Raw genomic sequence first — 8,002 nt, 5'->3', positions numbered from 1 at the left:
GTGCGGGCAAGGCTCTCGGCCTCACCGGCATGGTGGCGACGCTGCTGGCAGTGACGTTTGGCGGCACTTCAGCATCTGCGGTGGTCTCCGATCTGACGCCGGTGTATTTCGGCCTCGATTTCTTCATCCTGCGGCTGCTTTTCACCGGCTTTCTCTTCATCCCGCTGGAGACGATTTTTCCGCACCGGGCGGAGCAGGGGATCTTCCGCCAGGAATGGCGCGAGGATCTGTTCTACTACCTCGTCAGCAGCATGATGGTGCAGGTCCTGACCTGGCTGAGCTTCATGCCGGCGCAGACGCTGTTCAAACAAACGTCATGGACGGAGATGCGTGCCTGGGTGGCCGCGCTGCCGTTTCTTGTGCAGCTTATTGCCATCATGTTCCTCACGGATCTGGTGCAGTACTGGGTGCATCGGCTGTTTCACCGCATTCCGGCCCTGTGGCGCTTCCATGCAGTGCATCACTCGGCGCAGAGCATGGACTGGATGGCCGGAGCGCGGATGCACTTCTTTGAAATCCTTGTGCTGCGCGGGACCACGGTCTTTCCCATGATCCTGCTCGGCTTCAGCCAGACGGCGGTGAATGCGTATGTGCTGGTCGTCTATCTCTTCGCCACCTTTGCTCACTCCAATCTCGGCTGGAAGCTCGGCATCTTCGAAAAATTCTTCGTCACACCTCGCTTCCATCACTGGCATCACGGCATTGAGAAGGAAGCCATCGATGTGAACTTCGCCATTCACTTTCCGCTATTCGACAAACTCTTCGGCACCCACCACATGCCCGAAAACGGCCGCTGGCCCGAAGGCTATGGCATTGGCGGCCATCCGGTCCCGCAAGGTTACTGGCAGCAGTTTCTCCATCCGTTCCGGTGGAAGAAGTAATCACTCGTATTTGAGCTGCGCCGTGGCGGTGCATGCGGCATCTGCCGTGACACGGAGCCAGCGCGCCTGCACCGCAGGCTCGAACTCGATGCTGAGCTGGGCGCCTGCTTTCAGCTTGGTTTCTTTATAAGTCACCCATAGACCGGTGCCGGTCAGATCCAGCTCGACTTTCAGGTTCACTGCCTGTGCATCATCAATGCTCAGGGTCAGCGTACGTTTGTCATAGCCCCACATGAGGAATGGGTCGCTCGGCTGGCCCGCTTTGACCTTCGTGTTCTTCCATGGGCCGCCCACACCGCGTGGTTTACCGAGTTTCCAGAGATCGTCAATCGCACCAGCCCAGAGAGCGGCTTTGCCATCGGTGCTGCGGATGATGTGTTCATTGGCAGGCGCATCCGGCTTGATGCCGCTCATGAGAAAAAGGCCGCGATAGCCGCCGAAATCGGTCACGCGCAGATTATGCGAGGCGATGGGGCGGATCTTCGCGAAGCCGTCGGCATTTTCGGCGGGAAGCTCGAAGAAAGTGCCGCAGGCGCTCAGCATGTCGCGCTCCGTCGCCACCTCACGGCAGATGCGCAGTTCACCGGCGTTTGTGGCAGCATCCAAATCTGTGCTGACGCGTGGCAGGCGCCAGCGGCGGCCACGATCATCGACGACAAGAACGCTGGATTCATCAAGCGTGATCACTTGCTTGGGAATCGCCACCTTCGTCTTCACAAACTGCTCTGCTTTCACGTCCTCCACACGCCTCAGCTTCAGATCCGCATCCATCTCGTAATAACCTGCGTCAGACGCAAAGCTCAGCGTCCGCTTGTTTTCACCACGAGCGCGGAAAACACCCGTCTGCACTTTCGCATCATTCACACGCGCCACGCCGTCAAAGATCGCATCCGATTCAGTGCCGCGTGCTTCGCCATTCGTCAGCGTGATGATTACACTCGTATCCTTGCTGTCATGGTCGGCCGCCACTTGCAGCCATTCAACGGTGGCGTCGATCTCCTCATGCTCGGCGAATCCGACCGTGTGATCTATCCGCCACACGCTGCGGTGCTTCCAGCCTGCTACCAGAAACAGGTCTGCCATAGTGCCCGCCTTCACGCTCTCATGCAGCCATACCTCACCGCTTGCATGCGCGGGGCCGAGCTTGTCCGGCGTCTCGGGACTCGTGAACCACAGATTGGACTGCGACTGCCCCACGCTGTCGATTCCGCCTTTGACTTTGCGTTTGTTGAGGAACTCCGACTTCGCGGAATCATCGCAGCCAAAGACCAGACGGTCGTTCCAGCGGCTGAAATCGCCGATCACCTTCATGTAGGCGCTGCGCACGCGGATGCCGTTCGTGTTGGCTGCGGAGAAGGTGCGTGGGAAGCGCCAGAACGCGCCGTGCATCGTCATGAGCAGATCATCTTCACCGATGTCGCGGATGCGCGGCCATTCGGTATTCCAGCCATGCGCGCCGTCGTAACTGTGGCTGACTTTTGGCAGACGAAACGACTGCCATTTGCCGCCATCCAGCAGCATCAGGATGAGAGATTTCGCATCCCAGCCAATGCTCCACGCCGGTGCGTCTGCCGCGCTGCCCTGGATGCCGCCGGGGCCGGTGACTTCGGTGAATTGATTGCGCCGCACGAGCTGCCAGTCTTCACCGGGCTTGCGCCATTCTCCCAGAGCGCCGCTGGGGGTGGTGGGGTCCGTGAGCACGCGTTTGTCACGGTCGCCGTTATTGGCGTAAATCACGCGGCCTTGGGTCGAATAGAGTCCTTTGCCGTGATAGCCCGGCAGTTGAGACTCCTGTTTCGTGAGAGGTGTCGTGACTTCGAAGCCTTTCTTTAAAGGATTGCCGTCGCGGATCAGCGAGGTGACAGCCAGTGATTTCACGTCCACCTCGTAGAGGCCCTCTTCCATCGTCGCGTAATAAATTTTGCCGGCGGGATCGGTCAAGTGGCGCGCATTGCCCGTGAGCCGACCCGGCATTTTGTTCGGTGGAATCACCCGCACAGCGCGGTCCGCGTCGATCACATAAGGGCCGATGAAAAGCTGCTGTGACTCGGGATGGATCATGCGGTTCGCGGGCGTGCCGCCCACGCTCTCGGGACGTACGATCTGTTTTAGATCCGAAGTGATCTCGTAAAGCTTGTCGCTCGATCCGAAGGGCAGATGCGGTCCGTAGGTGATGACCCAGAGGCGGTCCGCCCAAGGCACCACGGCACCCGTGCCGCATTCGCCTTCATTGTTGAACATGGCGAGGCTGGGGTAGATGCCGCTGACATGGCGTGGTTCCTCGGCTGCGAGGAAGCCTGTGAATGCCGCGAGCAGCAGGAGGTTGGATTTCATGCGTGGATCAAAGCCACGCCGGGGGCGCTGGCAACCCGGGTGAATTATGTCGGATTGAAATCGCTTACATCCCCCGCATAGCTGGGTGATGCCAAAAAAGCAGGTCATCCAACTTCCAGCTGATGTCTGGCGCAGCCTGCGCCATGAGTGGCTGTGGGTGTATCGTGGTCCCGTGCCGCAGAGCGGGGTGTGGTCGGCCGAGATCCCGGTGCCTGCGGGCGTCTTCTTCGTGGAGCGTGGTGAAGTGCGCATCCGGGCGGATGGCAAGGAGACCCTTGTGCCAAGAGGTCATGCGTTTTTTTCATCGCCCCGGCTGCGGCGGCACTGGTTTGCCGCAAACACCCGGCTGTTGTCCGTCGGCTTCCGCAGCCAGTGGCCGGATGGTACATCGTTGTTCCGCGATGCGCTCAATTTCGCCGCTGAGGCTCCCGCACTGCAGAAAGCCACACGGCAGCTTTTTGCCAGTATTCACGGTGCGCAGAAAGTCGTCACCTATCGTCAGGCCATTGAAGCCGCTTTGTATTCTGCGCGTGAGTGGGCCGCACGAGAGGCCGCATTCGTCGACTGGTTTGCGGTGTGGATGGAAACTTTGCAAGAGCTCGGTGTTCAGCCTGAACTCCAGGTGAGGGCACGCCGCCGCCGTGTGGATCAAATCGTTGCGTGGCTGCAGGGGCTGCCGCTGGATCAAACGACGCCGAGTTTGCCCCCGGATTTTCCGATCGGCAGCCGCCGTGCGGAACAGTTGATGCAGCAGCAGTTTGGCATTGGGCTGCGCATGTTCATGGAGCGGCGGCGGCTCGATGTCGCACGCGAGCGCATTGTGGCGGATCAGGTCACGCTCAAAGAAGTCGCCTTCGCGTTGGGCTTTCGCCATGCGTCCCACTTCACCGCCTGGTTTCGCCGCCACACCGGAGTGTCGCCGTCTGAATATCGCTTGAGCGGGGTGGAGCAGGCGGCGTGAACAGTAAAGTCGATTGCTGGATGGGTGCTCTTGGACTCTTTTAGCGACCCACCCTCCATGCAACCCGACGTCTCACTCATCATTCCCGTTTTTAACAACGAGCCGTTTTTGGATGAATCCCTCTCGGCGGCGTGTGCGCAGGGGGAGCTGTCGCTGGAGATCATCATCATTGATGACGGCTCCACGGACGGGTCGCTGAGCAAGATCAAAGCCCACGCGGAGCGTGATCCCAGGATCATCGTGATCGAGCAGGCCAATCAGGGCGTCTCGGCGGCGCGGAATGCCGGGCTGGATCGTGCCTCGGGCAAATGGGTGGCCTTTCTTGATGGTGATGACTGGATCGCTCCCGGCTCATTGGCGATGTGGCATCAGCAGGCTGAGCAGGGAGATTTGGACTGCCTATTGTGCAATGGTTTCAGCTTCAGGACCGATCCGCAGGTGCTTCTGAATTCTCAGCCGCCAGCTATTCTCAGCCGGCAGCCCTGGGATTCTATCTTGAGCGGATCCGACTGGCTGGTGCAGGGTGTCATACAGCGCGAATGGCCTCACTATGTGTGGCTGCAGTTCTGCCGGCGCAGTGTGATCGAAGCGGCACAGATGCGGTTCCGGCGTGACATGATTCATGAAGACATCCCATGGACGGTGCAGCTGGCGCTGGCCGTCAAACGCATGGGGTTTTCACAGCCGCCGCGCTATGGCTACCGGAGCAATCCAAGCTCGCTGACGCAGTCGCGTGATGCTGACAAAGTGCATCATCGCATCGCCAGCTACCTCAAAGTCGCGGCGCTGCTGAAGGATTTTGCCAAGGGGCAGCCGGCTGCTCTACGCGGGGCCTTGCATAAGCAGGTCGTGCGTGAGATGGGGCACTTCCTTGGCAAGATGCGCAAAGGGAACGTCTCACGCGCTGACCGCAGCCAGTTTGCAGCTGAGTTCCTGGCCGCCGGCTTTGCCGGGACAATGTTCAAAGGCTGTTCCAATTACCGTGAGCTGTCGGCCACCTTCAAAGCCTGGTACATGTGCCAGATCTGGAAGCGGCAAAGGGCTTAGCGGCTACTTCTTGCCGCCCTTGATGAACTCGTCACGGCTCAGCGTGCCGTTGCCATCCGTGTCGAATTTGGGGAAGCGTTTGGGTGCCTCGTCAGGGTCGGGCTGGTTGAGCAGAAACTCTTCTTTGGTGAGCTGGCCGTCCTTGTCCTTGTCGCGTTGATCAAACATCTTCCCGCGATCCTGCGCGGGCTTTTTGGGTGCCGCTTCCGGCTTGCTGGAGATCTGCGGTTTGGCCTCGGGATGCTGGGAGAGGAATTGGCGGAGCACCTTGACGACGGCCGGCTGCTCGGCAGCGAGGTTTTTCGTCTCGGCAGGATCGGCTTCATAGTCATACAGTTCGAGGATGGCGGTGTCCGGCGCAGCGCCGGGCTTTTTCCATTCCACAAGGCGATGGCGCTGGGTGCGGATGGCACGGCCGACCAAACCGCCCCCACGTGGATAGACGTGAATGGCATGGTCCCGCACGGTGGTGGCGGGATCTTTGAGCACGCTGGCAAAGCTGCGGCCATCGCCCTGCGGCGGAGCGGGAAGCTGTGCGAGCTCAGCCAGCGTGGGGTAGATGTCGCAGGATTCGATGAGCGTCTGCGTGCGCGCCGGCTGAATGCCTGGAGCCACAACGAGCACGGGAATGCGCGCCGCCTGCTCGTAGTTGGTGTGTTTGCACCACATGCCGTGGTCGCCGAGATGCCAGCCGTGATCACCCCAGAAGACGATGATCGTGTTGCTGGCCAGGCCGCTTGCGTCGAGGGCATCGAGCACTTTGCCAAGCTGCGCGTCCATGTAGCTCGTGGCGGCATGGTAGCCGTGGATGAGGTGAATGGCCTGCTCCTGCGTCAGCGGGCCTTGCTCTGGCATGTCCCGGTACTGGCGCAGCTCACCCCAGGTCGAGGGTGCGAATTCGGGCGCGCCTGCGGGGGCGGTTTGCAGAGCAGGCAGTTTGAAGGAAGTGGGATCGTAGAGATCCCAGTATTTCTTCGGTGCCACAAAGGGGAGATGAGGTTTCAAAAAGCCGACCGCCAGGAAAAACGGCTCGTCAGGTTTCTGCTTCGCGGCTTCGAGACGCTTCACGGCTTCGTCGGCGATCATGCCGTCGCCATAGCGGTTGTCAGGTACATCGGCGGACTCCGTGGGAGCGCCGCGCGGCAGCTTCCAGGCATCCGTCTTGTTTTCAAACAGCGCCTGTTCGCGCGTGGACTCTGGCGGGTTGTTTTCCTTGAGTGCGTAGCTGATCGTTTTCGGCGTGAAATGCGGCACGCTCCAGGAGGCTACATCGTTCACATTGCCATGACCCACGTGGAAGATCTTGCCCAGCCCCTCTGCGCGGTAACCGTTTGCCTTGAAGTGCTGCGGCAGTGTCACGGCATCCGGCGCGGCTTTGCGGAAGTTCGTGGCCAGTTCATAGATCCCCAGCGACGGCGGCCTCAGTCCTGTGAGCAGCGCATTGCGTGAGGGCGAACAGACGGCCTGATTGCAGAACGCCTTTTCAAACAGCACTCCACGCGCGGCGAGGCGGTCGATGTTGGGAGATTTGACCACCGAGTCGCCATAGCAGCCGAGCAGCGGCTTCAAGTCATCGACGCAGATGAGCAGGACGTTGGGTTTTGCAGCGGCAAAAAGCGAGGGGCTGCCAAGGAGCAGAAGTGTGAGAGCGCGGAGCATGGGTGGTGAGAACGCCAATAGGTTCCCATGCTTTCGCTGAATTGCGCCTACTCCGGCAGCTTGTCGAAATGAAACTGGCAGCAGCCCAGGTCGAGGGTGTTGGAGTTTTTCGCGAGTTTTTCACTGAACGCCTCTGCGAGTGCATAGATGCGCTGCTGCCCCTGCTTCTCGACTTCGAGCAGCCCGGCCTCTTTAAGCACCCGCAGGTGCTTGGAGACGTTGTAGGGTGTGACGTTCAGGGCTTCACACAGCTCGGTGACAGGCTTCGCACCACCGATGAGGAGACGCACCAGACGGAGGCGTGTCGGCTCTCCCAGCGCGCGCATGGCGGTTAGGCAGTCGAATGAACGTGTCACGGTGCGTGAGGGCATGGGGGGATGATTAGCAGATCGCCCTGTCCCCGCAAGAATCCCGACGAACGGAAGTGAAATAATTATTGCCAATATGCGCAAGTAAGATAAAACACACGCCGCCATGATTCTCCCGAACTCATCCCCGCGATGTGGGCTGTCACGTCTTCTTGCCGTGACCGCCCTGATGTCCACCTGCTCCGTCTTTGCTCAGCAGGGAGACGAGAAAAAAGACGAACAAACCAAGCCGGTGGATCTCAATGAGATCATCATCTCCGCGCCGAAGCTCTCCACCAAGAGTCTGCTGGAAGCTCCCATCAGCGCCACCGTCATCCCGCGCAAGACCCTTCAAGATGCTGGCATGTATTCCGTGAAGGATGCGGCCTTGTATGCGCCGAACACTTTTTTCACCGAGTTCAGCGCACGCGCTGTAAGCAGCCCCCGCATGCGCGGCATCGGCGGATCCCCGACCAATCCGGGCGTTACCACATACATAGACGGCGTACCCCAGTTCAATGGCAACTCTTCCAGCATCATGCTGATCGATGTTGACCAGATCGATATGGTGCGCGGGCCCGTCGGCGCACTCTACGGCCGGAACACCGCCGGGGGTCTCGTCAACATCACCAGCCGTCGTCCCACCATGCAGGGCTGGGAAGGCGAAGCGCAGACAATGATAGGCAACTACAATCTGCAGGACTATCGTGCGCGAGTGAGCGGTGCCCTCATTGAAGACGTTCTGGGTTTCAGCTTCATGGGCGGCTACAATC

At 59.9% G+C, this 8,002-nt stretch carries 7 protein-coding genes; 4 read left to right on the top strand and 3 right to left on the bottom strand.

The annotated features are described in order from the left end of the window. Positions 1-881, top strand: an 881-nt coding sequence (locus tag ACIREA_RS21245; protein WP_397384359.1) for a sterol desaturase family protein, incomplete at its 5' end; no start/stop codon positions are given. Here ACIREA_RS21245 and ACIREA_RS21240 read toward each other — a convergent pair. Beyond that, positions 882-3,215 (bottom strand): hypothetical protein, encoded by a 2,334-nt coding sequence (locus ACIREA_RS21240; protein WP_397384358.1) that lies wholly within the window; start codon positions 3,213-3,215, stop codon positions 882-884. Between the two features lie 88 nt (positions 3,216-3,303). Here ACIREA_RS21240 and ACIREA_RS21235 point away from each other — a divergent pair, with 88 nt between their 5' ends. Next, on the top strand, positions 3,304-4,176 hold the full coding sequence (locus tag ACIREA_RS21235; protein ID WP_397384357.1) for a helix-turn-helix domain-containing protein: 873 nt from the start codon (positions 3,304-3,306) through the stop codon (positions 4,174-4,176). 57 nt (positions 4,177-4,233) lie between these two features. Continuing rightward, positions 4,234-5,223 (top strand): glycosyltransferase, encoded by a 990-nt coding sequence (locus ACIREA_RS21230; RefSeq protein WP_397384356.1) that lies wholly within the window; start codon positions 4,234-4,236, stop codon positions 5,221-5,223. A 3-nt stretch (positions 5,224-5,226) separates the two neighbouring features. Here ACIREA_RS21230 and ACIREA_RS21225 read toward each other — a convergent pair whose 3' ends face one another. Further along, positions 5,227-6,882 (bottom strand): sulfatase-like hydrolase/transferase, encoded by a 1,656-nt coding sequence (locus tag ACIREA_RS21225; protein WP_397384355.1) that lies wholly within the window; start codon positions 6,880-6,882, stop codon positions 5,227-5,229. 47 nt (positions 6,883-6,929) lie between these two features. Further along, positions 6,930-7,253: an ArsR/SmtB family transcription factor gene (locus tag ACIREA_RS21220; protein WP_397384354.1), complete on the bottom strand. Its 324-nt coding sequence runs from the start codon at positions 7,251-7,253 to the stop codon at positions 6,930-6,932. Positions 7,254-7,356: 103 nt separating this feature from the next. Between ACIREA_RS21220 and ACIREA_RS21215 the strand changes: the two genes are divergently transcribed. Further along, the coding region (locus ACIREA_RS21215) for a TonB-dependent receptor plug domain-containing protein (RefSeq protein WP_397384353.1) at positions 7,357-8,002 on the top strand (646 nt) is incomplete at its 3' end.

Source organism: Prosthecobacter sp., assembly GCF_044373815.1.
Lineage (GTDB): Bacteria > Verrucomicrobiota > Verrucomicrobiia > Verrucomicrobiales > Verrucomicrobiaceae > Prosthecobacter.
This window is presented reverse-complemented; position numbering and strand designations above follow the sequence as displayed.